Origin of the sequence: Sedimentitalea nanhaiensis DSM 24252, from assembly GCF_000473225.1 — a bacterium.
GTDB classification, from domain to species: domain Bacteria; phylum Pseudomonadota; class Alphaproteobacteria; order Rhodobacterales; family Rhodobacteraceae; genus Sedimentitalea; species Sedimentitalea nanhaiensis.
The window spans coordinates 3,023,933-3,049,044 of record NZ_KI421509.1 but is presented as its reverse complement, the minus strand read 5'-3'; the positions used below and the strand labels follow the sequence as shown (position 1 = coordinate 3,049,044).

Sequence of the window (25,112 nt, the reverse complement as noted above, 5' to 3'; positions counted from 1 at the left end):
TGGGATGCCGACACCCTGCCGCATCGGCACGACCGGACGCAAGAAGAACGCAGCTCTAACGACGCGGTTTGGCCGGTGTCAGGTGCGGCGCAGGCGGATCACCACATCAACCGAGGCAATCTCGGTGCCCTTTGGCGCACCGGGCAGGCGATTGATCACCAACTGGTCGGCAGGTGCATCGCTCAGACGCCCCTCGTCCTCCCAATAGAAATGCGGGTGATCGTGGGTGTTGGTATCGTAATAGCTTTTGGCGCCGTCCACCGCGACCTCTTGCAACAGCCCCGCATCGCAAAACGCCCGCAGGGTGTTATAGACCGTGGCCAGCGAAACCACCGCACCGACCGCCCGAGACGCTTCGAACAGGCTTTCGGCGGTGACATGGCGATGCTGCCCGTCCCCGACCAGCAATTCGGCCAGGGCCAAACGCTGCCGCGTCGGGCGCAGCCCGGCCCCGCTCAACCACTCGGTTGCAGTCCGTATTGCAGGCGACATCATTATCGGCACTCACGTTTATACATATCGCCATGTATATGGGTCCAAGACGCCTAATTTCAATTGAAATTCATTCGCAACCCGATCGGACGGCGATTCGCGTCCGCGCGTACGGGCCTCGCGGGGGCCCTTGCACGTCTGCGTGAGGGACGCTGCTGCCCCGCGACAGACGTACGCAATGGTGCTAGGCTTTGATCCGGATGGATTTTCCTGGGCCTGCCCCGCGGTTCAATACCACCACCCGCCCGGATAACGGCCTGCAACGCTGATCGATGCAAAGCGAGGTCAAAATGGCAAAGACAATTGGCAACCCGGTTTCGTGGACCGCAAAGATGTTCGGGCACGGCTCGCACAGCCTGGGATCCGGCACCGGCGAACTCTCGGGCAAGGACACCGACCCGATCATACTGCGGGATCTGACCCTTGCGGACCTGCGCACAGCGCTGTCCGAAGGGTTTCAGGACTTCACCGCCCTACGCACGGACGTCATGTTCATCGTTCTCGTCTATCCGGTTCTCGGCGTGCTGCTGACCTGGTTCGCGCTGAATCGCGATATGCTTCCGCTAGTGTTTCCGCTGATGTCGGGCTTTGCCATCATCGGACCGGTCGCCGCCGTCGGGCTATATGAAATGAGCCGCCGCCGCGAGGCCGGACAACCAACCGGCTGGGGCGACGCCTTTGGCATAATGACCTCGCCTTCTTTCATGCCGATCATTGTGCTGGGCGGGTATCTGGCGGTGCTCTTCGTTGGCTGGATGTTCGCGGCCGACACGATCTACCGGCTGACGCTTGGCCCCGAAGCACCGCAATCCCTGGCCCAGTTCGTGCAGGATATTTTCGGCACCGCAGCTGGCTGGACCATGTTGATCGCCGGTCTGGCGGTGGGTCTGGTTTTTGCCCTGGCCTCACTGGCGATTACGCTGGTGTCATTTCCCCTGTTGATCGACCGGCAGGTGGGCCTGCCTCGCGCGGTTGTCACTTCGGTCCGGGTGCTGCGGCGATCTCCGGTTGCGGCTCTGACCTGGGGTCTGGTTGTGGCACTGCTGCTCGCGCTCGGCGCGGCGACCCTGTTCGTGGGGCTGATTTTTGTTCTTCCGATCCTGGGTCACGCCACCTGGCATCTCTACCGGCGCGCAGTCGAGCCGCACCGCTGACCCGACCCGACCTGATCGCACCCCGCGCCGGGCGCACGTTCCGGTCGGGGGCAGGCGGCTCTTGCAGGACCCTTTGCCCGGGTGTTAGACGGGATTGCAACCGCAGATCTCGAGCAGGAGAGGCGCAAGAATGGCCGACTACCCCAACAGCTTTGACAAAGAGGGCTTGCTTAAATGTGCCCGTGGCGAACTTTTTGGCCCCGGAAACGCGCAGTTGCCCGAACCGCCGATGCTGATGATGGACCGCGTCACCGAAATCAGCGCCGATGGCGGCAGTCATGGCAAGGGTCATGTGATCGCTGAGTTCGACATCACCCCGGATCTGTGGTTCTTTTCCTGCCATTTCCCCGGCAACCCGATCATGCCCGGCTGTCTGGGGCTTGACGGGCTGTGGCAGCTGACCGGCTTCAACCTGGGCTGGCGCGGCATGCTGGGTCAGGGCATGGCGATGGGCGTCGGCGAGGTCAAGCTCAAGGGCATGGTCAAACCGGACCGCAAAATGTTGACCTATTATGTCGACATGACCCGCATCATCGACCGCAAGCTGAAACTGGGTGTGGCGGATGGACGGGTTGTCGCCGACGGTGAAGAGATTTATGCCGTGAAGGACATGAAGGTTGGTCTGGCTTCGGCCGAGACCTGATTGCCCGCACGGGCCGCCAAATAGGAGACCGCCGATGCGTCGCGTCGTTGTCACTGGGCTGGGCATTGTCTCGTCCATCGGAAACAATGCAGCCGAGGTTCTTGCCGCGCTGAAATCCGGCACGTCCGGAATAGAGGCCTGCCCGGAAATGGCCGAACACGGGTTCCGCAGCCAGGTCGCCGGAACGCTCAAGATCAACGTGGCGAACCATGTCGACAAGCGCACCCTGCGCTTCATGGGTCCCGGTGCCGCCTATGCTCATATCGCCATGGCCGAGGCCATCGCCGATGCCGGGCTTGAGGAAAGCGACATCGTCAACCCGCGCACCGGCCTGGTGGCGGGGTCCGGCGGACCTTCGACCAGCGCCATACTGACCGCGCATCAGACGGTGCTCAAAACCGGCGCGACCAAGCGCATCGGCCCCTTTGCCGTTCCCAAATGCATGTCCTCGACGATTTCCGCCAACCTGGCGACCGCCTACAAGATCAGGGGCATCAACTATTCCATCACCTCGGCCTGCTCGACCAGCCTGCATTGCATCGGCAATGCCGCGGAACAGATCATGATGGGCAAACAGGACGTGATGTTCGCCGGCGGCGGCGAGGAGTTGGACTGGACCCTGTCCTGCCTGTTCGACGCCATGGGCGCGATGAGCAGCAAGTATAACGATGCCCCGGAAACCGCCAGCCGCGCCTTTGACGCCGACCGCGACGGCTTTGTGATCTCTGGCGGCGGTGGCATCCTGGTTCTGGAAGATCTGGAACACGCCCAGGCCCGCGGTGCAAAAATATATGCCGAGGTTACGGGCTATGCCGCCACCAGCGATGGCCATGACATGGTCGCCCCGTCGGGCGAGGGCGGCGAACGCGCCATGCGGCTGGCGCTGCAATCCCTGCCCGAGGGCCGCAAGGTCAGCTATATCAACGCCCATGGCACCAGCACACCCGTCGGCGATGTCGGCGAAGTAGAAGCCGTACGCCGGGTATTCGGGCAAGGGTCCACCCCGCCAATCAGCTCGACCAAATCGATGACCGGCCACGCACAGGGGGCGGCCGGGGCGCTCGAGGCAATCTTCAGCCTGCTGATGCTGGACAACGACTTCATCGCCCGCTCGATCAACGTGCAAACGCTGGACCCGGCGCTGGATGCGTCGGAAATCGCGCTGGAGACGGTGCACAACGCCGGGCTGGACAGCGTGATGACCAACAGCTTTGGATTTGGCGGTACCAACGGGTCGATGATCCTGTCGAAATTCAAAGGATAGGATCCGGACATGACGCAAGCACTTGCAGGAAAGCGCGGTCTGATCATGGGCGTCGCCAATGATCGCTCGATTGCATGGGGGATCGCCAAGGCCATGCACGAAGCCGGTGCCGAGCTGGCCTTTACCTATCAGGGCGACGCCTTTGGCAAACGCCTGGAACCGTTGGCAGCCTCGGTCGACTCGGATTTCATGGTCGATGCGGACGTAACCGACGACGCCTCGCTGGACACGGCCTTTGCCCGACTGGCAGACCGCTGGGCGACCATCGACTTCGTGGTGCATGCCATTGCCTTTTCGGATAAATCCGAACTGACCGGGCGGTTCCTGAACACCAGTCGCGCCAATTTCAAGAATTCACTGGATATCAGCGCCTATTCCTTTATCGAGATCGCCCGCCGGGCGCATCCGATGATGGTCGACAACGGCGGCACCCTGTTGACCCTGACCTATCAGGGCAGCAATCGCGTGGTGCCCAACTATAACATCATGGGCGTGGCCAAGGCGGCACTGGAATCCGCCACCCGCTATCTGGCCAACGATCTTGGCCCCGAAGGCATCCGGGTCAACGCGATTTCGCCCGGCCCGATGAAAACCCTAGCCGGGGCGGCCATCGGCGGGGCGCGAAAGACTTACAAGCACACCGATCTGAATGCGCCCCTGCGCAGCAACGCCACGCTGGCGGCCGTGGGCGGCACCGCCGTCTATCTGGCCTCGGATGCGGGGGCCTGTACCACGGGTGAAATCATCCGGGTCGACGGCGGCTATCACGTTCTGGGCATGCCCCAGCCGGACCACCTGTAACCCCGGCGCGCCTGCGTTCGTCAGGCGCGGCCCATATCGGGGCTCCAAGCGAGGACGACCTCCCCCGCATTGGGACATTTCATTCGGGACGACCCGAAGAACTGACAGGGGGCCTCATGCGCACCACCGCAGACCGCATCCGACACGCCATCAGTTTTGAACTCATCGGGCTGGCCCTGATCACACCGCTGGGGGCCTGGGCCTTTGGTATGGCGGTTTACGACATCGGCGTCGTTGCCGTGGTCAGCGCCACACTCGCAACCGGCTGGAACTATGCCTACAACCTGCTGTTTGACCGCAGCCTGATGCACCTGACCGGCAGCACCCGCAAATCGCTGCGGCTGCGCGTGCTGCACGCAGTCCTTTTTGAAACCGGATTGTTGCTGGTATTGATTCCGTTCATCGCCTGGAATCTGGGCGTCACGCTGGCGCAGGCCTTTGTAATGGATCTGTCGTTTGCGGTCTTCTATCTGGTCTACGCTTTTGCGTTTAACTGGGCCTACGACCTGATTTTTCCCGATCCGGGCGTCAGGCGGGTGTCGGCAACGGAGGGATAGCCCCCCGCCGCACGCACCGTCAGGTAATCGACACCAGTTCGATGGCGAACACCAGATCCTGACCGGCCAGCGGGTGATTGCCGTCCAGCGTCACCTCGTCTTCGGCAATTTCGACCACGGTGACCGGCACCGCCTGCCCGTCGGCGGCCTGGGCCTGCAGTTGCAGACCGACTTCCAGCGGGATCTCGTCGGGGATGTTGCTGCGCGGCACCGACTGGCGCATCTGAGGCTGAATTGCACCATAGGCCTGATCGCAGGGCACGTTCACGGTTTTCTTGTCGCCCACCGCCATGCCCGGCAGCGCCTCGTCCAGACCCGCGATAATCTGGCCCGAGCCGACCTCGAACTCCAGCGGCTCACGTCCTTCCGAACTGTCAAAGGTGCTTCCGTCCAGCAGGGTACCGGTATAGTGGATGCTCACGGTGTCGCCGGTCTTGACCTGGGTCATGTATATCCAATCTGCGGGTCTCTTGGCCCGCGTTGTCGTCAAAGGGAATCGTCGGCGCGCACCCTAGACGATAAGACCTCGATGTAAACCCGCCACCCTATTCAGCGCCGCGTCGGCGCAGAAGCACCGCCACCACGATCGCACCCAACGCCGGAAACAGCACGGTTCGGGCCAGATCCAGCGCGCTGACCCGCCATCGCGGCGCACCGAGCGTGGCCAGATCGTCGCGCAGATCAAGCACCTCCATCCCGCACCCCAGCATCGCCGCAACACCCAGCGCCCAGACAAACGGGGCCAGCCGCAGCCGCCCATGGCTGGCCACCAGCGCCATCCCCAGCAACACCAGCCCGATCAGAACATGAAAGGTATCGCGCTCCAGGCCCACATGGCTTTGCACCCATATCTTGGCCGTTTGCCAGGCCGAGCTTTGCATTTCTGTCATTCCCGGCCTCTCTCGTGGCTTTGCGTGCAGGCAAACTGCGACCGGTTCCGACGCTAACACGTCTCGGGTGCTTTCAACAGCCGCGCGCCTGTGCCAGTCTGCGCCAAAACCGGAGTCCCCGATGCCTGTTACGACCTGTGTCTTTGACGCCTATGGCACCCTGTTCGACGTCTCCGCCGCCGCGCGGCAGGCCGCCACCGAAGCTCAGCATCCCGTACTGGCGGATCGCTGGCGGCAGGTCGCCGACCACTGGCGTCTGAAACAGCTGCAATACACCTGGCTGCGGGCCGTGGCCGGTGCCCATACCGATTTCTGGGAGGTGACGCAAAACGGGCTGGACTGGGCGCTCGAAGCCACCGGGCTGGACGGCGATGCGGCCCTGCGCCAGCGGCTGCTGGATCTGTATTGGGAACTTTCGGCCTATCCCGAAGTGCCCGCCATGCTGGCCGCGCTGAAAGACGCCGGGTTGCAGACCGCGATCCTGTCCAACGGCTCGCCTGCGATGCTGGACGCAGCAGTGCAATCGGCCCGGATCGGCGCGTCGCTGGACGATGTGCTTTCGGTGGAAAGCGTCGGCATCTTCAAACCGGCGGCGGCGGTCTATGACCTCGTCGGGCAGCGTTTCAACTGCAACCGCGACGCGGTCCTGTTCGTCTCGTCCAACGGCTGGGACGCAGGATGTGCCGCCGGCTATGGGTTTCAGACCGTCTGGGTCAACCGAACCGGCGATCCTGTCGACCGGCTGCCCTGGACGCCGGGGAAAATCCTGACCGATCTCACCACAATCCCCGACCTGGTGCGCAGCTGATGGCGCGGTTCATCGCACAGGACGGGCTGAGCCTGCATTTTGAGGACACCGGCAGCGGCCAGCCGCTGCTGTGCCTGCCGGGACTGACCCGCAACACCCGCGACTTTGACTTTGTCGCACCGCACATGACGCAATACCGCATGATCGCGATGGATTACCGCGGGCGCGGCCAGTCCGATCATGCGCCGGATTTCAGCACCTACAACGTGCCGCAAGAGGCCCAGGATGCGATTGCCCTGCTCGATCATCTCGGGCTGGACAAGGTCACCGTCCTGGGGACATCGCGCGGCGGGCTGATCGCCATGGCGTTGGCGGCGGGGCACGCGGACCGCCTGGCGGGGGTAATCCTGAACGATGTGGGCCCCGAAATCGCACCGGGCGGCATTGCACGCATCATGGAACACGTCGGTCGCGAACCGGCGGCGCGCACGCTGGACGAAGCCTCAAAAACCCTGGCCGCCGCCCTGGGGCCACAGTTCCCCGGTGTCGCGGACGCGGTCTGGACCCAGATGGCGGCGGCGCAGTATGAACAGTCCGACACCGGGCTGACCCTGCGCTACGATCCGCATCTGCGCGACGCCTTGCTGGCACAGATACAAGCCGGACCCACAGCCGATCTTTGGCCACTGTTTGACGCGCTGCGCCCACTGCGTGTCGGCGTGCTGCGCGGCGCGAATTCCGACATCCTGTCATCCGAAACCCTGGCCCGGATGCAGGCCCGCCACCCCGGCCTGATCGCCACCACGGTCCCGGATCGCGGTCACGTTCCGTTGCTGGACGAACCGGCCAGCCTCGACCTTATTCATCGCATTCTAAAGGACACCGCATGAGTAATTTGCAGATGATCCAAGCCGCCGCCGCGCGGCTGGACGGGCATGCGCGGCGCACACCGCTGTTGTCGTCGCCGTTTCTGGACGAGATCGCCGGGCGGCGGGTTCTGGTCAAACCGGAATGCCTGCAACATACCGGCAGCTTCAAGTTCCGCGGCGGCTGGTCGGCCGTCTCGGCGCTAGACGAAGCGACACGCAAGCGCGGTGTGATCGCCTTTTCCAGCGGCAACCACGCGCAGGGCGTGGCGCTGGCGGCACGGCGCCACGGCGCTCCGGCGGTGATCGTCATGCCCTCTGACGCGCCCCGGGTGAAAATCGACAACACCCGCGCGCTGGGGGCCGAGGTGGTGCTGTATGACCGCGGCAGCGAAGATCGCGACGCCATTGGCGACCGGTTGGCCGCAGAACGCGGACTGACCCTGATCAAACCGTTTGACGAACCGCAGGTCATCGCCGGTCAGGGCACCGCCGGTCTGGAAATCGCGCAACAGGCGACCAAGGCGGGCATCGATACGGCTGACGTGCTGATCTGCTGCGGCGGCGGCGGGTTGACCTCGGGCATTGCACTGGCGCTCGAAGGCCACGCACCCGGTTTGCGCGCCCGCCCGGTCGAACCGGAGAACTTTGACGATGTCGCCCGTTCGCTGCGCTCGGGAAGGATCGAGCGCAACACCCGCACCTCGGGGTCGCTCTGCGATGCCATCATCACGCCGGAACCCGGTCGGATCACCTTTCCGATCATGGCCCGCCTCTGCGGCCCCGGTCTGGTGGTCACCGAAGATCAGGCCATGCACGCCGTGGCGCTGGCCTTTGCACGGCTCAAGATCGTGGTGGAACCGGGCGGCGCCGTGGCGCTGGCCGCAGCCCTGTTTCACCCGGAGCAGATTGAGGGCGACGCCGTGATCGCCGTGGCCAGCGGCGGCAATATCGATGCCGAGGTGTTCCGCGACGCGTTGGCAAGGTTCCCCGCCTAGTTTAGGGTCGCGCAAAACCGGAAAGGAGCCCCCATGCACATAGCCGATCTGGGCGATGTCCAGCTGCATTACCGTGTCGATGGCGACCCGGACGGCGCGCCGCTTGTGTTTGCCAACTCGCTGGGCACCGACCTGCGCCTGTGGGATCCGGTGCTGCCGCTGTTACCCAAGGGGCTCAAGATCATCCGCTACGATAAACGCGGCCATGGACTGTCGTCAGCCCCGCCCGCCCCCTACGGCATGGGTGCGCTGGTGCGCGATGCGGAACGGCTGCTGGATCGCCTGCAAGTGCGCAACTGTGTCTTTGTCGGCCTGTCGATCGGCGGCATGATCGCCCAGGGGCTGGCGGTGAAACGGCTGGATCTGGTGCGCGCCATGGTGCTGTCCAACACCGCCGCCAAGATCGGCACCGCCCCGATGTGGCAAGACCGGATCGACGCCGTGAACGCAGGCGGCATCGAGAGCCTGGCCGACGCGGTGATGGAACGCTGGTTCAGCAAGGCGTTCCGCGCCACGCCCGAACTGGCCCTGTGGCGCAACATGCTGGTGCGCCAGCCGGTCCAGGGCTACGCGGGCTGCTGCGCTGCCATTGCCGGCACCGATTTCTTTACCCCGACCAGTGGGTTGCGGCTGCCGACGCTGGGCATTGCCGGCGATCAGGACGGCGCAACGCCGCCCGATCTGGTGCGCGAAACCGTCAACCTGATTCCCGGTGCACAGTTCCACCTGATGCGCGGGGCCGGGCATCTGCCCTGCGTCGAGAACCCGATTGAATACGCGCGGGTTCTCGGCGATTTTCTGGCCAGTACCGGCCATGTCTGACCACCTGGCGGGGTATTTCTGATGGCCGCTTCGGTCTTTGACAGCGCACTTTACGCACATCTTTTTCCCACCGGCGAGGTGGGCCGGCTGTTCACCGACAGCGCCGAGATCCGCGCCATGCTGCTGGTCGAAGGCGCACTGGCCCGCGTTCAGGGTGCGGCAGGCCATATTCCCGCCGACAGCGCCGCCGCGATTGCCCGCGCGACGCTTGAGGTGCATATCGACGCCGCGACCCTCGCCAAGGCCACCGGCGGCAACGGGGTCAGCGTCCCGGCGCTGATCGCAACCCTGCGTGACGAGATGCAGGCCCCCGAGCACGCCCAATACGTCCATTGGGGGCCTACGTCACAGGACATCGTCGACACCGCGCTGATCTTGCGGTTGCGTCAGGCCCTGGCGCTGATCGAAGCCGACATGCGCACGGCTCTGCGCGCCCTCGCCACGCTGGCCGAAACCTGGGCCGATCTGCCGATGGCCGCACGCACCTATGGCCAGCATGCCACCCCCACCAGTTTTGGCGCGGTTGCCGCCGGTTGGGGCAGCCCTCTGCTGAACCTGTTGGGCGAATTACCCGCCCTGCGCGATACCTGTCTGCTGGTGTCGCTGTCCGGCGCTGCGGGCTCCGCATCGCAACTGGGCCCCGATCCGGCCCAACTGCGCAGCGAACTGGCGCTGGCGCTGAACCTGAAGGATCCGGGACGCAGCTGGCACAGCGACCGCACGCCGGTGCTGCGCCTCGCCGACTGGCTGACGCGCGTCGCGCTGGCGCTGGGAAAGCTGGGCGAGGATACCATCCAGATGGTGCAATCGGGCATCGGTGAAATCGACCTCGGCGGCGGCGGAGCCTCGTCGACCATGCCGCAGAAACAGAACCCGGTCGCCCCGTCGGTGATGGTGGCGCTGGCGCGTCACACTTCCGGTCAGCTGGCCGTTCTGCAGGGGGCGGCGATGCCGCGCAACCAACGCGACGGCGCCGCGTGGTTCACCGAATGGCTGTGTTTGCCGCAGATCGTGCTGGGGGCCGCCGCCGCCGCGCAAACCGCCGCGCCACTCTGTACCGCGATAACCCCCAATGGCGATCGAATGGCAGACGGGCTGTCGCAGGGGCTGGGGCTGATCCATGCCGAGACGCTCGGCTTTGCGCTGGCCGCAGCGATGCCCCGCCCGCAGGCGCAGGCCGCGGTCAAGGCCCTGTGCCGCGAGGCTCAGAACAGCCAAACGCCCCTGTCTGTACTCGCCGCACGCGCCCATCCAGATCTGGACACGGCGGCGCTGTTCGACCCGGTGCGGCAGATGGGGCAGGCTCCGGCCGATGCGCGCCGCTTTGCCGCCGATGTGGCCGCAGCCTTGGCAGACACTGCGTGAGCTTTGCCGCGCCCCTGCGCACCTGACCCGATGGGACCCGCTGTGCGCCTGCCTGTCCTGTTCATCCTGATCACCGTGATGCTGGACGCCATGGGCATCGGGCTGATCGTGCCGGTGATGCCGGATCTGATCCGCGAGATTCAGGGCGGAACATTGGCCGGCGCCGCCCTGTGGGGCGGAGTGCTGTCCACCGTCTTTGCCGTCATGCAGTTCCTGTTCAGCCCGCTTCTGGGCAATCTGTCAGACCGCTTCGGACGCCGCCCGGTCCTGTTGATCTCTCTGGCGGTGATGACCCTGGACTATCTGGTGATGGCGGTTGCCGGCTCGATCTGGTTGTTGCTGGCCGGACGGCTTGTCGGCGGCATTACGGCGGCGACCCATGGCACTGCCAGCGCCTATATGGCCGACATTTCCGCCGCCAGGGACAAGGCCGCGAATTTCGGTCTGATCGGCGCGGGATTCGGCATCGGATTCGTTCTTGGGCCGCTTATCGGTGGCACATTGGGCGAATTCGGCACCCGTGCCCCGTTTTATGCCGCCGCCGCCCTGGCGGCGCTGAACACCGCCTTTGGGTATTTCATCCTGCGCGAAACCGTCACCGACCAGATCCGCCGCCCGTTCCTGTGGTCCCGCGCCAACCCGCTGGGAGCCTTTCGCAGCGTCGCCCGCCTGCCCGCCATCGGCAATCTGCTCTGGGTCTATTTCATCTATTCGGTGGCGTTTCACGTCTATCCCGCCGTCTGGTCCTTTTTCACAATGGAGCGGTTCGGCTGGAGCCCGCAGACCGTCGGCCTGTCGCTGGCCCTGTTCGGCATCATGATGGCGCTGGTTCAGGGTGGGCTGATCCGGCTGGTGCTGCGCTGGCTGGGTGAATGGCGCACCGTGGTCTATGGCCATCTCTTTGACACCGTTGCCTTTGGCCTGATCGCCATTGTCACCAGCAGCACCCTGGCCCTGGCGATGATCGTTTCGCCGCTGATGATGACCTCGGTCTTTGCTGCATTCACCCGGCCCGGCGCAGCGGTTTATTTCCCCGGCGCACCCTTTATCGTATCGCTGCTGCTGATGTTGCTCAGCCTGGCGCTCTTTTTGCGCAGCCGACCCCCCGCAGCCTGAGGCGACGGGCCTGCGCCGGTTTCGGTCTTGCAGCGCGTTCCAACCCGGTCCACCCTGCCGACAACACTCAGGGGAGAGAATGCCATGCAAACCGTCAAAGCCGCCGTATGCCGTGAATTCGGCGCGCCACTGACGATCGAAGAGATCCAGCTGGACGCACCTGGCATCGGTCAGGTTGAAGTGACCTTGGATGCGGTGGCGATCTGCCATTCCGACATCTCCTTTGCCGAAGGCGCGTGGGGCGGGCACCTGCCCGCGGTCTATGGCCACGAGGCCGCCGGCGTCATCACCGCGACCGGTACCGCCGCCGGCGGTTTTCAGATTGGCGATACCGTCGTTGTCACCCTGATCCGGGCCTGTGGATCCTGCCCCAACTGCGCGGGTGGCAAGCCGACGATCTGCGAATCCCCGGCCGACAACGTTCAGGGGCCGATCCGAACCAAGGACGGCACCCCTCTGATGCAGGCGATGGCCTGTGGAGCCTTTGCCGAAAAAGTCGTGGTCCATCACAGCCAGATCGTGCGTATCCCCGACACTCTGTCGCGCGAGGTCGCCTGTCTGCTGTCCTGCGGCGTCATTACCGGGGTCGGCGCGGCCATCAATGCCGCAGGGCTCCGTCCGGGACAGGATGCCGTTGTCATCGGCGCTGGGGGCGTCGGGCTGAATGCCATCCAGGGTGCTCGCATCGCCGGGGCCCGGCGCATCGTGGCCGTGGACATGACCCAGGAGAAACTCGACATCGCCAAAAGCTTTGGCGCCACCCACGGCGTTCTGGCGAGCGCCCCAAAACCCTGGCGGGCGGCGCAAAAGGCGCTTGGCGGCCGGGGCGCGGATGCGGTTCTGGTCACCGTCGGGGCGATACCGGCCTATGACGACGCGCCAAAATATCTGGGCTGGGGCGGCAAGGTGGTGATGATCGGCATGCCCCATGCCGAGGGCATGGCGACCTACAATCCGATGGGCATGTCCTATCAGGGCCAGGGGCTGATCGGATCGAAAATGGGCGACACTGTGATTCAGCGCGACATTCCCTGGATGGTGGATCTGTATGAACAGGGTCGTCTCAAACTGGACGAACTGATCTCGGGACGCTGGCGGTTCGACCAGATCAACGAGGCGATTGCCGATACCAAGACCGGCAGCGCCAAACGCAATGTGATCGTGTTCTGATCCAAACCCGAGGAGTGCCGGCATGACGACCCCGACAGCGACACTGGAACAGGACGGCGACGTGCTGCGCCTGTGCTGGCCCGGCATGCCCGATCTGCGGGTCCATGCCATCCGGCTGCGCGACAACGCATTGGACCGTGAACACAGCGGCGACCTGCCCCAGGATGCGCAGATCCGGGACGGTCAGGACAAAATCTCCGGGCCGACACCCCCGCCGTTTGAACATGACGCCCCCCTGTTGCGGCGGGGCGTGGTTTCCCACAAAGGGCACACGGCATGAAGCTGCAGGACCTCGACATCATCGTCACCGCGCCACCGGCTCCGGGTTGGGGCGGGCGCTATTGGATCCTGGTGAAACTGACAACCGACACCGGTCTTACCGGCTGGGGCGAGTGTTATGCCGCCTCTGTCGGCCCCGAAGCGATGCGGGCGGTCATTTCCGATGTGTTTGAGCGCCACATGGCCGGGGAAAACCCGGAAAACATCGAACTGATGTTCCGCCGCGCCTATTCGTCGGGGTTCACCCAGCGCCCGGACCTGACCGTTATGGGCGCGTTTTCAGGGCTGGAAATCGCCTGCTGGGATATACTGGGCAAACACCGTGACCGGCCGGTACATGCGCTGATCGGTGGGCGGATGAATGACCGCATCCGCGCCTATACCTATCTCTATCCCCTGCCCCATCACGACATCGCAGCATTCTGGAACAGCCCCGATATGGCCGCCGAAACTGCTGCCGAAATGGTGGCCCGGGGCTATACCGCGATCAAGTTCGATCCCGCCGGCCCCTATACATTGCGCGGCGGCCATATGCCCGCGATGAGCGACATCAGCCGATCGGTTGCCTTTTGCCGTGCCATCCGCGCGGCGGTGGGCGACAAGGCGGACCTGCTGTTTGGCACCCACGGACAATTCAGCACTGCCGGGGCGATCCGGCTGGGTCAGGCGCTGGAACCCTATGCGCCGCTGTGGTTTGAAGAACCGATCCCACCCGACAATGTGGCCGAGATGGCCCGCGTTGCGCAGGCCGTCCGCATCCCCGTCGCCACCGGCGAGCGGCTGACCACCAAGGCCGAATTCGCCGCCGTGCTCGACGCGGGTGCCGCCAGCATCCTGCAACCGGCGCTGGGACGCGCAGGCGGCATCTGGGAGATGAAGAAGGTCGCGGCCATCGCCGAGGCGCATAATGCCCAGATGGCACCGCATCTCTATGCCGGTCCCGTCGAATGGGCCGCCAACATCCAGTTGGCGGCCAGCATCCCCAACATCCTGATGGCCGAAACCATCGAAACCCCGTTCCATTCGGCCCTGATCAAATCGTCGATCCGGGTCGAAAACGGCTTTGTCATTCCGCCCCTTGCCCCGGGTCTGGGCATCGAGGTGGACGAGGATCTGGCCCGCGCCCACCCCTGGACCGGCACCGGTCTGCACCTGGAAATGCAGGAAACACCCTGCGATTACGCCAAAGGCAACGCTTTTCAGGGTGGTGCCCCCGCAACAGAGGGGTGACAGGTGGGCAAAGGATAGGGCATGATATATTCCGGATATATTTTTTCGGGGTATCAGCGACGTGACAATCCAAACAGCGCAGAAAATCTCGGCCGAGGCGCCAAAGGACATGGCGGAACGGGCCTGTGACGCGGCGGCCTTTCTCAAGACGCTCGCCCACGAAGGCCGGCTGATGATCCTGTGCCACCTGGGCGCAGGGGAAAAGTCGGTCGGCGAATTGGAAAACCTGCTCAATATCCGGCAGGCGGCGGTCAGCCAGATGCTCGCCCGTCTGCGCGACGAGGGGCTGGTGCAAACCCGGCGCGATGGCAAGACGATTTTCTATTCGCTGGCCGACAGCAACACCGAACAGATGATCGGGCTGCTGCACACACTTTTCTGCCGCGACACCTGACACGGCGGGCCAGCCTGGCGCACCGACCGGCAGGATCAGTTGCGTACGTACCCTGCCACCACCTGCAACAGCTTGAAGGCGGTAGCCGCGTCATTCTCGACCACCGACAGGAATTCCTCGGCACCGACCCGCAGACAGGTCAGATCGCTGGCCGCGAACATGCTCAGCGCCCTGGGCTCATTGCGGATCAGCCCCAATTCGCCAACCAGCGCGCCGGGGCCGACCGTGGCAATCACCCTGGCCTCTTCTCCCTCTCTGGACAGAATCAGATCGGCCTCTCCCTGAAGCAGCACATAGGCCCCATCGGTCGGTGCATCGCCGCGCAGAAACACCCCCTCGCCCTTTGACGCCTGAAACCACCGAGCGCCGAACGCCAGCAACCGCAACTGCTTGCGGTTCAGATCGGCAAACAGATCGGTCTGCTCGAGCGCCCGCAGTTTCTTGGCCAGATCGGCCCCGGCGGCGCTGTCCGGCTCGCCGATCAGCTGCATGTCCTCTCGGACCATCCGACCTCTCTGAAGCTCGAAATACACGTCAAAGACATCGGCTTTCTTGAACGCGTCATTCACGTAGATCAGCGTGGTTTCCGGCAACAGCGCCCGCAGGTTGCGGTGCACGGCCACCTGCGTGTCCAGATCATAGCTGGCCAGCGTCTGCTCCAGGATCAGGATATCGGGCCGCTTGATTGTGGCCCGGCTGAACGCCAGCGGTTCGGCGAACAGATTCGGCAGATTTGCCCCGTTCAGGGCGATCGGCAGATCGAAGAACAGGTCCACAACCAGTTTCTGTGCATCGTTTGCAACCAGAACGTCCGCGATCAGCTTGCGCAATTCGTCCGCCCTGCCCCCGGCTGATTCCGAGATCTTGCCAAACAGCGCGTTTTCGATCACCGACAGCCCCGGGGCAAACGCGCCCATGTCCAGCGGCGCGAACAACCCGGACATCAGCCGCTGCATGTCCGACAAGTGAGTGCGGCGCAATTCGACCACCCGCGCCTTCATCTCTTCGGGAAAGGCCGGCCCGATCTGTTCGGCGGTGATCTGGAACGGCACCCGCAGCAAGATCCAGATCTCGTCGTCGCGCAGCCCCTCGACCCCGCTCTTTCGGGTGCGGTCCACCAGCGTGACAGCCGCTTCAAACACCTGCGGGTCCAGCCCCAGCCGTTGAAACAGCGGATGGTCCGTGCCGTCCAGACCAAAGATGCGGCGCAACACATCGATCACATCCCGACTCAGTGAAATCAGATCACGATCAAGTTTCAGCGCCCTGAGCTGCTCCATGAACCCGGTCTGCTGCGACAGCAGTTCCTGGGTGATCGGCCTGCGCGGGGTGGCATGCAACAGGTTTTCGGCCACGGGCAACCCCGGATTGTACAGGTCGCGCTTGAACAGGAACACATGGCGGCGCAACCCGGCATCGCGCACCGCCTGCTGTACCAGAGGACGCAGATCAACCAGCTTCTGGGCCAGTTCGGGATGCTTGCCGGGGTCGAACACCTGATCCAGTCCGCGCCGGAACAGGGCGGTGCCGCTGCCCATGCCTTCGATCAGCTGCAGCCACCAGGCCCGCAGGGCCTTGGCATCCTCAAGCCCCGCCAGTCCCGGTTGCAGCCAATCCCCCGCCAGCGAATCCGGGCTGTTGCCAGCGCGGATCGCCTCTTGCACCGCAGCGTCCTGCGGATCGCCTCCCTGTGGGTGGGTTCGGACCGGCATCATCACATTGTCGCCGAATGTGCCCTGAAACAGCACCGGACGGGACGTGGCATGGCCGATGCGGGCTGCGATCACCGACTGGTGCAACCCCGCCAGATCATGCCCGGCCACGGTGATCTTCCCTGCCGAGGGTTTGACCTCGCGCATCAGCAGCTCGGCAATGGCACGCCGGTCCTCGGACCCGGGTGCGGCGATTCCGACCACCGACCCGGCAGGCACGGTTCCGGTCAGATCCTCAAGTACCGCGTTGCCGTCGCGATCGCGCACGGTAACATGATCCAGCACGATATCCCCGCGCAACCGAACGATCTCTGCCGGCGGATCGTCAAACAGCGCCGCGTCCACCATCCCGTCCGGCGCGAAACGCTCGTTGATCACATCCCAGCGCAGCGCCATGTCCTGGGTTTGATTGTAATACGCCAACAGCTCTTTCCACGGGCTGGACAGATCCTTATAGGCCGCCAGCGCCGCCACCAGCGCCCCCAAAGTCACCGCCCCCTGAAGCACCAGATACCCGCCCACCGAAAAGAAAAAGAACGGCGTCAGCTGCGAAATGAAGTTGTTGAGAAACTTCATGAAGAATTTCTTCTGGTAGATGCGAAACCGGATGTCGAACAACCGGCCCAACTGATCCGTGATCACGGCCAGCCGATAGCGCCAGCCGCCATTGCTGCGCAGGGTCGCGGCCCCGGCGGCGCTTTCGCCGATGGCACTGGCCAGCACGCGGACCTCTTTGATGCGCTCCTTGTTCAACAGGTTGATCTGACGCTGCAAACGCGGGATCAGCCAGGCCTGCAAGGGAATCAGGGCCACCGCAGCCAGCCCGAACCAGACGCTTTGCAGAAACAGGAATCCCAGAATCGTCAGCATCTGCCCGCCCTGCAACACCGGCTGGCTGATCGCATCTCCCATCAACCCGCCCATCGGTTCGGATTCCGCCGTGACCATGGACACCAGTTCGCCCTGGCTGACCCGTTCGAAATAGGGTTGCGGAAACCGCAGGATGCGCGCGATCAACTGATACCGGAACCGCCGCAGCATGCGTTCGGACAACACGCCCTTCATCGTGTTGATCCGCATCTTGAGCAGCCCATGCGCCAGAACCGCCACCAGAAACGCACCACAGAGCAGCCACAGGAAATTCACCTGGCTGATGGTCATGCCCACCACCTGCACGGTCGCGCCCTGCGCGCCAATGGCGTCGTTGATGATGCGCTTGGGCAGTTCCAGCGTCAGGTAAAGCAGTGGAAACAGCAAGGTGGTGACGACCAGCAGAATCAGCTGATCGCGTTTCGAATACTTCCATATGAACTCAAATAGGCTACGTTCTATCAGATCATTCCAAAACCACGTCCGATGCCGCGAAACGCGGCCCGATCCCCCCATCACCAAATCCAGTCCAAACCTAGCAACCGTTCCTATCGTCAGGCAAACGATTAATGACCGGCATCATTCCGCCCGGCGATCTCTGGCCACCGGATCCCGCAAGGATTGCAGCTTTGGCGGGAAACCCCTAAGCTGACAGTCATAGTACGGACGGGAGGCTTAATTGTCCGAGTTAGTAAGTACGGTTTTTATCCTGTTCTGCCTGTTGCAGATCAAACATATGTTCGCAGATTATTTTCTTCAGACCCCGCGCATGCTGGCGGGACGAGCGACCTATTGGCATCTGGGCCGCGCCCAGCATGCGCTGATTCACGCCATCGGGTCGGCCGCCGCCCTGTTACTGATTGGCGCCCCAATCGGGTTCATCCTCACAATCTGCGCCGCGGAATGGGTGGTTCATTTCCACATCGACTGGGCCAAGGCGCACCACTCCGAAACCTGTGGGTATTGCCCGAACGACGCCGGGTTTTGGCGCGCCGCCGGGATCGATCAGGCCCTGCACCAGTTCACCTATATCGCCCTGGTCTGGGCCTGGGTCCGGTTCAGCACACATCTCGCCTAGGGCGCAAACGACTCCGAACCGCACCTACCCGGCTGCGGTTGACCCATTCCAACCGGTAATGATCGCATCGGCTTCCAGTTCGACCAGCCATTCAGGGTTGACGAAACGATCCACCGCCATGATCGTGTCCACTGGGCGGATATCGCGAAAGTACTCTTTGCGCACATCAATGGCGGCTTTCCAGTCATCTATATTTGTCAGAATGACCCGCGTGCGGACCACATCCTGCAATCCCGCCCCCGACTGTTCCAGCGCCGCCTTGATGATCTCGATACACTGACGGGTCTGCGCGCCAACATCGCCGATCCCGACTGTCTTGCCATCCGGGCCCACGGGCGCGGTTCCGCCAATCGAAATGAACGGCCCTACGCGCACAGCTCTCGAAAAACCGACCACCCGTTCCATCGGATTGCCGTTTGAAATCAGTTCCCGGTCATAGGTCATCGCCTTTCCCTTCATTGCAAATACGATCGTACACGTCAGCCCGGGTATACGCGGGCAGGAAGCGGGAATTCAGGCCCGCACTACACCCGCACCGGCCCGTTGCGCTTGATTGTGCGCAGAACGACATTGGTCTGGGCGCTGTCCACCGCCGGCAGACGAAACAAGAAATCTTCGAGAAACCGATTATAGGCGTCCAGATCCCGGCACAGCACCCGAAGGTGGTAATCGCTCTGCCCGGTGGTGGCGTAACATTCCTGTACCTCCGGTCGCCGGCCCACCGCGCGGATGAATTCGTCCAACCGGTGCTGTTCGTGCCGCGTCAGTTGCACATGCACGATGGCATGAAACCCCAGATCCAGCCGCGCCGGATCGACCACCGCGCCATAGCGTTCGATCACACCAGCCTCTTCCAGACCGCGCACCCGCCGCCACAGCGCCGAGGCCGACATGCCCACGGCCTGGGCCAGATCGGCATTGGACACGCGGCAATCTTTCTGCAGATGGGTCAGGATCTGAATGTCGCGATCGTCCAGCTGCATCGATGTGGTCCATCCTTTCGATAAGTACCCCCATTGTGACACATAATTTCATGTCTTCAACCGATCGCAACCAATTCTGACAGGATTTTTCGCCGGTTTCGCGCTATTCTGCCCCACCCGTGCCAGCAGGAGGCCAGCCGTGACCGTGCCAAACCCGACATTCGCCACCTATCAACTTGAAGATCGCTATGCCCGCACCGAAGGTCGCGTCTTTCTGACCGGAACCCAGGCGCTGGCCCGGATCATGCTGGACCAATCCCGCCGCGACCGGGATGCGGGGATGAACACCGCCGGGTTCATCTCGGGGTATCGCGGCTCGCCGCTTGGGGCGCTGGATCTCGAACTGTGGCGGGCGCGCAAACGGCTATCCGAGGCGCGGATTACCTTTATGCCCGCCGTCAACGAAGACCTTGGCGCCACGGCGGTTCTGGGCGCGCAACAGGCCAGTCTGGACCCCCGGTGCCAGGTCGAAGGCGTGTTTTCCATGTGGTACGGCAAAGGCCCCGGCGTGGACCGCTCGGGCGATGCGCTGAAACACGGCAACGCCTACGGCAGCGCGCCCAAAGGCGGCGTGCTGGTGGTTGCAGGCGACGATCACGGTTGTGTCTCATCCTCGATGCCGCATCAATCCGACGTCGCCTTCATGGCCTGGTTCATGCCCACGCTGAACCCCGCCTCGGTCGAGGAATATCTGGAATACGGCGAATACGGCATTGCCCTGTCGCGGTTCACCGGCACATGGGTCGGGTTCAAGGCAGTGTCCGAAACCGTCGAATCCGCCCGCTCGGTCGACCTGCGCCCGGCCCGCCAATTCACACAACCGGACTTTACCGGACCTGCGGGCGGGCTGCATGTGCGCAGCGCCGATCTGCCCAGCCCCGAAATCGAAACCCGCATTGGCCACAAGCTGGACGCCGTCACCGCCTTTGTCGAGGCCAATCCGATCGACCGCGCGATCTATGGCATCGACAACGCCACCCTCGGCTTCGTCAGCACCGGCAAAGGGCATCTGGACCTGCTGGAGGCGCTGCGCCTGCTGGGTCTGGACGAACCCGCCTGCCGCCGTCTGGGCATCGACATCTACAAGATCGGCATGGTCTGGCCACTGGCCCATCGCGACGCGCTGAAATTTGTCACCGGCAAGCAAGAGGTGCTGGTGGTCGAAGAAAAGCGCGGCATCATCGAAAGCCAGTTCAAGGAACATTTCTATGACTGGCCCGGCGCCAAACCGGACCGCATGGTGGGCAAGTACGACAGCCAGATGAACCCGCTGATCCCCTGGACCGGCGAACTGTCGCCCTTGCTGCTGGCCCCCATTGTCGCCAACCGGCTGGATCGGTTCTTTCCCGACGAAAACCTGCCCGCCAAGGCCAGGGCGTTGACCGAGACGCCCCCTGTTCCGCTAAGCGTTTCCGGGGCCAGCCGCACCCCATATTTCTGCTCGGGCTGCCCGCACAACACCAGCACCAAAGTGCCCGAAGGCTCAAAGGCCGCCAGCGGCATCGGCTGTCACGTCATGGCCAGCTGGATGGACCGCAACACTGTCGGCTATGCCCAGATGGGCGGCGAAGGCGTGCCCTGGGTCGCCGCCAGCAAGTTCAACGGCGGCGCGCATATCTTTCAGAACCTGGGCGAAGGCACCTGGTATCATTCCGGCAGCCTTGCGATCCGTCAGGCGGTCGCGGCGAACACCAACATCACCTACAAGATCCTGTATAACGACGCCGTGGCGATGACCGGCGGGCAACCGGTGGATGGTCCGGTTTCGGTCGCGGGCATTGCCCAGACCTGCCGCGCCGAGGGCGTTCAGCGCATCGCGCTGGTCAGCGACAACATCGACAAGTTCAACACCGGCGACTTTCCCCGCGACACCACGTTCCACGACCGCAGCACACTGGACACCGTCCAGCGCGAATTGCGCGACATCCCCGGCGTCACTGTCCTGATCTATGAACAGACCTGCGCCACCGAGAAACGCCGCCGCCGCAAGCGCGGCGCGCTAGAGGATCCGCCGACATTCGCCTGGATCAACGATCTGGTCTGCGAAGGCTGTGGCGATTGCTCGGTCGAAAGCAACTGCCTGTCGGTCGAACCGCGCGACACCCCGTTGGGGCGCAAACGCAAGATCAACCTGAACTCCTGCAACAAGGATTTCTCCTGCCTGAACGGATTCTGCCCCAGCTTTGTCACCGTTTCGGGGGCAAAACGGCGCAAACCGCAGGCGGCCAAACTCGACATCGCCGCACTGACGCGCGATTTGCCCCCCGTGTCCATCCCATCGCTGGCGGAGCCGTTCAATCTGCTGGTCACGGGGGTGGGCGGCACCGGCGTGGTCACCGTCGGCGCGCTGATCACCATGGCCGCGCATCTGGAAGGGCGCGGCTCATCCGTGCTGGACTTCACCGGCTTCGCGCAGAAGTTCGGCACCGTCCTCAGCTATATCCGCCTGGCCGACGGCCCCGAGGCGGTGAACCAGGTGCGCATCGACACGCGCGGGGCCGATGCGGTGATCGGCTGTGACGTGGTGGTCAGCTCGGCGCCCAAGGCGTCGGTGCATTACCGCCCCGGCACGGCGATGGTGCTGAACCGCGCCGAGATGCCGACCGGCGATCTGGTGTTGCACCGCGATGCCAGCCTGCGCGTGGACGAGCGCGAGGCGCTGATCGCGCACACCATCGGCGCGGACAACCTGTCGGCCTTTGACGCCAACGCGGCGGCAGAAACCCTGCTGGGCGATGCGGTCTATGCCAATGTGATGATGCTGGGCGCGGCCTGGCAGAAAGGTCTGGTCCCGGTCAGCGACGCCGCGTTGCAGCAGGCGATCCTGCTGAACGGCGTGCAGATCGAGACGAACCACACCGCCTTTGCCCTGGGCCGGGTGCTGGTCGCCGCCCCGGACCGGCTGTCCGCCCATCTGGGCCGCGACGAGCCTGCGGCGGAAACGCTGGATCAGCTCGTCGCGCGGCGTGCGGCCTTTCTGACCGACTATCAGGATGCCGCCTATGCCACCCGCTATCGCGACACGCTGGCGGCATTTTCCGCCGCCCTGCCCGCCGATGCGCCCGAGGATCTGCGCCGGGCGGCGGCACGCGGGTTGTTCAAGCTGATGGCCTACAAGGACGAATTCGAAGTCGCCCGCCTGCACACCCATGCCGGGTTCGCGGAGGAGCTGAAGACCCAGTTCGAAGGCGAGTTCAAGGTCAACTACCACCTGGCCCCGCCGCTGCTAGGCCGGCGAAAAGACGCGCGCGGGCGCCCGCAGAAACGCGCCTTTGGTCCCTGGCTGACGCCGCTCCTGCGCCAACTGGCACGAATGAAGGGGCTGCGCGGGCGCTGGTACAACCCTTTCGGGCATCATTCCGAGGCCCGGATGCACCGCGACCTGCTGAGGTGGTATCAGGATCTTCTGCCCCGCGTCGCCGCCGCCTATGACACCAAAAGCCACAACGACTGTCTTGCGATCGTTGACGCCCCACGCGGCATACGCGGCTATGGACCGGTGCGCGCCGAAGCTGCGGCAAAGGCCAAATCCGCAGTACACACAGCGTTGAAAAACCTCACCGCGCGGTAAATTTACCGCGCGAATACAATGGTTTACCCACGGTAAACAAATTCTGAAAACCGATTGTTTCGCGCGCGAAACATTTCGCTGCAACCCTTTGGAATCGCCCAGCCTGGGTCGGAGTGCCGCGGTTCCGCGATCCGGTAACGGCGGGTGGAGCTGTTGCGCCGCCTTCGGCGTCGCGACGGGCGAGGGGCTCTGCCCCTCGCGCTCCCCGGGATATTTCCAGCAAGAGGAAGACATGAACGCGGGTCACAGCGCCTCGATGATTGTCACGTTGGCAATGCCACCGCCTTCGCACATGGTTTGCAGACCAAACCGTTTGCCACGCGCCCGCAACGCATGCACCAGCGTTGTCATCAGCTTGGCCCCCGATCCGCCCAGCGGATGGCCCAGAGCGATGGCACCGCCGTTGACGTTCAGGCGCTCCGGATCCGCACCGGTGCGTTTCAGCCAGGCCAGGGGCACGGGTGCGAAGGCTTCGTTCACCTCGAACAGGTCGATATCGTCAATCCGCAGGCCTGCGCGTTGCAGGGCACGGTCGGTGGCGAACAGCGGCTCTTCCAGCATCACCACCGGGTCACCCGCCGTCACGGTCAGATGATGAATCCGAGCCAGCGGTGTCAGATTGTGCGCCTTCAACGCCGCCTCGGACACCACCATCACCGCCGCCGCACCATCGCAGATCTGGCTCGCGTTGGCGGCCGTGATCACGCCGCCCTCGACCAAGGGGCGCACCGCACCGATGCTGTCCAGCGTGGCGTCGCAGCGAATGCCTTCGTCGATGTCATGCACATCCGGGCCACCCTCGGTCTGGATCTTCAGCGGCAGTATTTCTTCGGCAAAGGCACCGCTGTCTGTGGCGGCAATCGCACGCTGGTGGCTGCCCAGCGCATAGGCATCCAGATCGGCGCGACTGAAGTTCCATTTGCGGGCAATCATTTCCGCTCCGGTGAACTGGCTGAACATCACCTCGGGATAGGCACGCGCCAGCTTGGGGCTGGTCGGACTGCCTGGCACCGCCCGCCGCGCCCAGCGCCCGGTCGATCCCATCGCGACGCGACTCATGCTTTCGGCACCGGCGGCGATGACGATGTCCTGGGTGCCCGACATCACCGCCTGGGCGGCAAAGTGGATCGACTGTTGGCTGGAGCCGCATTGCCGGTCGATTGTCACCGCAGGTACCGATTGCGGCAGGCCCGAGGCCAGCACCGCGTTCCGCCCGAAATGCAGACCCTGTTCGCCCACCTGGCTGACGCAACCCATGATCACATCGTCCACCGCGTCCGGCGCGATACCGGCACGGGCGACGACCTCGTCCAGCGCCGCGGCGGCCAGATCGACCGGGTGCCAGCCGGCAACACGACCCTCGCGTTTGCCTCCGGCAGTGCGGGTGGCGGCGGTGATATAGGCCTGGGGCATGGCGGATTCCTGTCTGTCGATTGTTGGTTCTCCCGAGTCCGGTATCCGGCAGGGACAACCCCGTCACATCCGCGCGCTAGGACGTGCGGCGATATTGTCAAACCACGTGCGGGTGGCCCGATGGCTTTCGGGGATGCGCGCTTTGATGACGCGGGCGAAGTCGATGAATACAAATGCCGTCAGATCGGCCAGCGTAAAATGGTCGGTGGCCAGAAACGGGCTCTCGCGCAACCGCTGATCGATCAGATCGAAAAACGCGGCAACCCGTGCCTGCCCGCGTTCAGCCAGTGCCGGGATCTGTTCATAGTTGTGCGGCCCCGGAATGGCGCGGCCCTTCATCCGGGGATTGGCATTGCGCAGCACTTCGGCCACCGGCTGTGCACCCTGCTGTTCGGCAATGGCGGTCCACATCGCCACCAGCCCCTTTTCATCCGGCGTGCGGCCCAAAAGCGGCGGCTCTGGCTGCATCGCTTCGAGATAGGCGGCAATGCCGAGGTTCTCGGTCAGCACCGTTCCCGAATCCGTAACCAACACAGGCACGGTCGCGCGCGGGTTCACGGCCAGGAATTCCGGCTGCAACTGTTCGCCATCCGCGATGCTGACCTGCCGGGTCTCGATCTTTAGCCCCTTTTCGGCAATGAACATCCGCGCGCGTCGGGGGCTGGGAGCGGTAGAGCAATCATAAAAAATCATAAC

Annotated in this window: 25 protein-coding genes; 17 read left to right on the top strand and 8 right to left on the bottom strand. The window is 63.9% G+C overall.

Translation table 11 applies throughout. The annotated features are described in order from the left end of the window. Positions 1–78: 78 nt before the first annotated feature. Positions 79–495 carry an iron response transcriptional regulator IrrA gene (gene irrA, locus NANH_RS0116825; protein WP_027263093.1) on the bottom strand — a complete coding sequence of 139 codons (417 nt, stop codon included), beginning with the start codon at positions 493–495 and terminating at the stop codon, positions 79–81. A 287-nt stretch (positions 496–782) separates the two neighbouring features. Between irrA and NANH_RS0116820 the strand changes: the two genes are divergently transcribed. From NANH_RS0116820 to NANH_RS0116800, 5 genes are all read left to right on the top strand, one after another. Continuing rightward, positions 783–1,646: a DUF2189 domain-containing protein gene (locus tag NANH_RS0116820; RefSeq protein ID WP_027263092.1), complete on the top strand. Its 864-nt coding sequence runs from the start codon at positions 783–785 to the stop codon at positions 1,644–1,646. 130 nt (positions 1,647–1,776) lie between these two features. Continuing rightward, positions 1,777–2,289: a bifunctional 3-hydroxydecanoyl-ACP dehydratase/trans-2-decenoyl-ACP isomerase gene (gene fabA, locus NANH_RS0116815; RefSeq protein ID WP_027263091.1), complete on the top strand. Its 513-nt coding sequence runs from the start codon at positions 1,777–1,779 to the stop codon at positions 2,287–2,289. A 34-nt stretch (positions 2,290–2,323) separates the two neighbouring features. Continuing rightward, positions 2,324–3,553: a beta-ketoacyl-ACP synthase I gene (fabB, locus tag NANH_RS0116810; RefSeq protein WP_027263090.1), complete on the top strand. Its 1,230-nt coding sequence runs from the start codon at positions 2,324–2,326 to the stop codon at positions 3,551–3,553. 9 nt (positions 3,554–3,562) lie between these two features. Beyond that, positions 3,563–4,354, top strand: coding sequence for an enoyl-ACP reductase FabI (locus NANH_RS0116805; protein WP_027263089.1), 792 nt, complete (start codon positions 3,563–3,565; stop codon positions 4,352–4,354). A 116-nt stretch (positions 4,355–4,470) separates the two neighbouring features. Beyond that, a complete protein-coding gene (locus tag NANH_RS0116800) occupies positions 4,471–4,911 on the top strand; it encodes a PACE efflux transporter (protein WP_027263088.1) in 441 nt (146 codons plus the stop codon). Between the two features lie 19 nt (positions 4,912–4,930). On the opposite strand, the gene NANH_RS0116795 is transcribed toward NANH_RS0116800, so the two are convergent. Continuing rightward, positions 4,931–5,359 carry an FKBP-type peptidyl-prolyl cis-trans isomerase gene (locus tag NANH_RS0116795; protein WP_027263087.1) on the bottom strand — a complete coding sequence of 143 codons (429 nt, stop codon included), beginning with the start codon at positions 5,357–5,359 and terminating at the stop codon, positions 4,931–4,933. Positions 5,360–5,456: 97 nt separating this feature from the next. Then, positions 5,457–5,801: a hypothetical protein gene (locus tag NANH_RS27540; RefSeq protein WP_051372495.1), complete on the bottom strand. Its 345-nt coding sequence runs from the start codon at positions 5,799–5,801 to the stop codon at positions 5,457–5,459. Between the two features lie 121 nt (positions 5,802–5,922). On the opposite strand from NANH_RS27540, the gene NANH_RS0116785 reads away from it, so the two are divergent. From NANH_RS0116785 to NANH_RS0116740, 10 genes are all read left to right on the top strand, one after another. Next, the gene (locus NANH_RS0116785) at positions 5,923–6,609 is read left to right on the top strand and encodes a haloacid dehalogenase type II (protein WP_027263086.1); all 687 of its coding nucleotides are present in this window, start codon (positions 5,923–5,925) and stop codon (positions 6,607–6,609) included. Then, positions 6,609–7,439 (top strand): alpha/beta fold hydrolase, encoded by an 831-nt coding sequence (locus NANH_RS0116780; protein WP_027263085.1) that lies wholly within the window; start codon positions 6,609–6,611, stop codon positions 7,437–7,439. The genes NANH_RS0116785 and NANH_RS0116780 overlap by 1 nt, the downstream gene beginning before the upstream one ends. Further along, positions 7,436–8,413 (top strand): threonine ammonia-lyase, encoded by a 978-nt coding sequence (locus NANH_RS0116775; protein ID WP_027263084.1) that lies wholly within the window; start codon positions 7,436–7,438, stop codon positions 8,411–8,413. Before NANH_RS0116780 ends, NANH_RS0116775 begins: the two co-directional genes overlap by 4 nt. A gap of 33 nt (positions 8,414–8,446) precedes the next feature. Beyond that, positions 8,447–9,235 carry a 3-oxoadipate enol-lactonase gene (gene pcaD / locus NANH_RS0116770; protein WP_027263083.1) on the top strand — a complete coding sequence of 263 codons (789 nt, stop codon included), beginning with the start codon at positions 8,447–8,449 and terminating at the stop codon, positions 9,233–9,235. A gap of 21 nt (positions 9,236–9,256) precedes the next feature. Then, the gene (locus tag NANH_RS0116765) at positions 9,257–10,600 is read left to right on the top strand and encodes a lyase family protein (RefSeq protein ID WP_027263082.1); all 1,344 of its coding nucleotides are present in this window, start codon (positions 9,257–9,259) and stop codon (positions 10,598–10,600) included. A gap of 42 nt (positions 10,601–10,642) precedes the next feature. Next, entirely contained in the window at positions 10,643–11,716 is a 1,074-nt protein-coding gene (locus NANH_RS0116760; protein ID WP_245601463.1) for an MFS transporter, read from the top strand. Between the two features lie 84 nt (positions 11,717–11,800). Then, positions 11,801–12,886 (top strand): Zn-dependent alcohol dehydrogenase, encoded by a 1,086-nt coding sequence (locus tag NANH_RS0116755; RefSeq protein ID WP_027263080.1) that lies wholly within the window; start codon positions 11,801–11,803, stop codon positions 12,884–12,886. 22 nt (positions 12,887–12,908) lie between these two features. Continuing rightward, positions 12,909–13,166 carry a hypothetical protein gene (locus NANH_RS0116750; RefSeq protein ID WP_027263079.1) on the top strand — a complete coding sequence of 86 codons (258 nt, stop codon included), beginning with the start codon at positions 12,909–12,911 and terminating at the stop codon, positions 13,164–13,166. Next, positions 13,163–14,395: a mandelate racemase/muconate lactonizing enzyme family protein gene (locus NANH_RS0116745; protein WP_027263078.1), complete on the top strand. Its 1,233-nt coding sequence runs from the start codon at positions 13,163–13,165 to the stop codon at positions 14,393–14,395. The genes NANH_RS0116750 and NANH_RS0116745 overlap by 4 nt, the downstream gene beginning before the upstream one ends. A gap of 109 nt (positions 14,396–14,504) precedes the next feature. Beyond that, positions 14,505–14,789, top strand: a complete 285-nt coding sequence (locus tag NANH_RS0116740) for an ArsR/SmtB family transcription factor (protein WP_051372642.1) — start codon at positions 14,505–14,507, stop codon at positions 14,787–14,789. Between the two features lie 35 nt (positions 14,790–14,824). Here NANH_RS0116740 and NANH_RS0116735 read toward each other — a convergent pair whose 3' ends face one another. Continuing rightward, entirely contained in the window at positions 14,825–17,887 is a 3,063-nt protein-coding gene (locus NANH_RS0116735; protein WP_175543393.1) for an ABC transporter transmembrane domain-containing protein, read from the bottom strand. Positions 17,888–18,050: 163 nt separating this feature from the next. Between NANH_RS0116735 and NANH_RS0116730 the strand changes: the two genes are divergently transcribed. Beyond that, entirely contained in the window at positions 18,051–18,449 is a 399-nt protein-coding gene (locus NANH_RS0116730) for a DUF3307 domain-containing protein (RefSeq protein ID WP_027263075.1), read from the top strand. Between the two features lie 24 nt (positions 18,450–18,473). On the opposite strand, the gene NANH_RS0116725 is transcribed toward NANH_RS0116730, so the two are convergent. After that, positions 18,474–18,893, bottom strand: coding sequence for a RidA family protein (locus tag NANH_RS0116725; RefSeq protein WP_027263074.1), 420 nt, complete (start codon positions 18,891–18,893; stop codon positions 18,474–18,476). An 80-nt stretch (positions 18,894–18,973) separates the two neighbouring features. Beyond that, complete coding sequence (locus NANH_RS0116720) at positions 18,974–19,432, bottom strand: Lrp/AsnC family transcriptional regulator (RefSeq protein ID WP_027263073.1); 459 nt, start codon at positions 19,430–19,432, stop codon at positions 18,974–18,976. A 139-nt stretch (positions 19,433–19,571) separates the two neighbouring features. Between NANH_RS0116720 and NANH_RS0116715 the strand changes: the two genes are divergently transcribed. Further along, the gene (locus tag NANH_RS0116715; protein ID WP_027263072.1) at positions 19,572–23,003 is read left to right on the top strand and encodes an indolepyruvate ferredoxin oxidoreductase family protein; all 3,432 of its coding nucleotides are present in this window, start codon (positions 19,572–19,574) and stop codon (positions 23,001–23,003) included. 243 nt (positions 23,004–23,246) lie between these two features. Here NANH_RS0116715 and NANH_RS0116710 read toward each other — a convergent pair whose 3' ends face one another. Together NANH_RS0116710 and NANH_RS0116705 are read right to left on the bottom strand one after the other, a co-directional pair. Continuing rightward, the gene (locus NANH_RS0116710) at positions 23,247–24,416 is read right to left on the bottom strand and encodes an acetyl-CoA C-acetyltransferase (protein ID WP_027263071.1); all 1,170 of its coding nucleotides are present in this window, start codon (positions 24,414–24,416) and stop codon (positions 23,247–23,249) included. 63 nt (positions 24,417–24,479) lie between these two features. Further along, on the bottom strand, positions 24,480–25,109 hold the full coding sequence (locus tag NANH_RS0116705) for a glutathione S-transferase family protein (RefSeq protein WP_027263070.1): 630 nt from the start codon (positions 25,107–25,109) through the stop codon (positions 24,480–24,482). Between the last annotated feature and the right edge of the window lie 3 nt (positions 25,110–25,112).